General features: G+C 52.5%; 2 tRNA genes and 1 rRNA gene. All 3 read left to right on the top strand.

Annotated elements, in window-relative coordinates:
* Positions 1-1,333, top strand: a 16S ribosomal RNA gene (locus KTE19_RS12655); the annotation flags it as partial.
* A gap of 82 nt (positions 1,334-1,415) precedes the next feature.
* Positions 1,416-1,489, top strand: a tRNA-Ile gene (locus tag KTE19_RS12650).
* A 29-nt stretch (positions 1,490-1,518) separates the two neighbouring features.
* Positions 1,519-1,591: transfer RNA gene (locus tag KTE19_RS12645), tRNA-Ala, on the top strand.
* The last annotated feature ends 17 nt before the right edge of the window (positions 1,592-1,608 follow it).

Below are 1,608 nucleotides of genomic sequence, written 5' to 3'. Positions count from 1 at the left end.
TTCGGCTGTCACTTTAGGATGGACCCGCGGCGTATTAGCTTGTTGGTGAGGTAACGGCTCACCAAGGCAATGATACGTAGCCGACCTGAGAGGGTAATCGGCCACATTGGGACTGAGACACGGCCCAAACTCCTACGGGAGGCAGCAGTAGGGAATCTTCCACAATGGACGAAAGTCTGATGGAGCAACGCCGCGTGAGTGATGAAGGGTTTCGGCTCGTAAAACTCTGTTGTTGGAGAAGAACAGGTGTGAGAGTAACTGTTCACATCTTGACGGTATCCAACCAGAAAGCCACGGCTAACTACGTGCCAGCAGCCGCGGTAATACGTAGGTGGCAAGCGTTGTCCGGATTTATTGGGCGTAAAGCGAGCGCAGGCGGTTTTTTAGGTCTGATGTGAAAGCCTTCGGCTTAACCGGAGAAGTGCATCGGAAACCGGGAGACTTGAGTGCAGAAGAGGACAGTGGAACTCCATGTGTAGCGGTGAAATGCGTAGATATATGGAAGAACACCAGTGGCGAAGGCGGCTGTCTGGTCTGTAACTGACGCTGAGGCTCGAAAGCATGGGTAGCGAACAGGATTAGATACCCTGGTAGTCCATGCCGTAAACGATGAGTGCTAAGTGTTGGAGGGTTTCCGCCCTTCAGTGCTGCAGCTAACGCATTAAGCACTCCGCCTGGGGAGTACGACCGCAAGGTTGAAACTCAAAGGAATTGACGGGGGCCCGCACAAGCGGTGGAGCATGTGGTTTAATTCGATGCTACGCGAAGAACCTTACCAGGTCTTGACATCTTCTGCCAACCTAAGAGATTAGGCGTTCCCTTCGGGGACAGAATGACAGGTGGTGCATGGTTGTCGTCAGCTCGTGTCGTGAGATGTTGGGTTAAGTCCCGCAACGAGCGCAACCCTTATTGTTAGTTGCCAGCATTTAGTTGGGCACTCTAGCAAGACTGCCGGTGACAAACCGGAGGAAGGTGGGGATGACGTCAAATCATCATGCCCCTTATGACCTGGGCTACACACGTGCTACAATGGACGGTACAACGAGTTGCGAAACCGCGAGGTCAAGCTAATCTCTTAAAGCCGTTCTCAGTTCGGATTGTAGGCTGCAACTCGCCTACATGAAGTTGGAATCGCTAGTAATCGTGGATCAGCATGCCACGGTGAATACGTTCCCGGGCCTTGTACACACCGCCCGTCACACCATGAGAGTTTGTAACACCCAAAGCCGGTGAGGTAACCTTCGGGAACCAACCGTCTAAGGTGGGACAGATGATTAGGGTGAAGTCGTAACAAGGTAGCCGTAGGAGAACCTGCGGCTGGATCACCTCCTTTCTAAGGAAAAACGGAATCCTGCACATTGTCGAAAGTTTTGTTTAGTTTTGAGAGGTCTACTCTCAAAAACGGTTACGCTTTTGGGCCTATAGCTCAGCTGGTTAGAGCGCACGCCTGATAAGCGTGAGGTCGATGGTTCGAGTCCATTTAGGCCCATCCACCGGCCTTCGTGACCGGAGTAACTTGGGGAATTAGCTCAGATGGGAGAGCACCTGCTTTGCAAGCAGGGGGTCAGCGGTTCGATCCCGCTATTCTCCATTGACACGTCAGTGTCA

The sequence above is a fragment of the Lentilactobacillus dabitei genome (assembly GCF_019061365.1).
GTDB classification, from domain to species: Bacteria; Bacillota; Bacilli; order Lactobacillales; family Lactobacillaceae; genus Lentilactobacillus; species Lentilactobacillus dabitei.
This window is presented reverse-complemented; position numbering and strand designations above follow the sequence as displayed.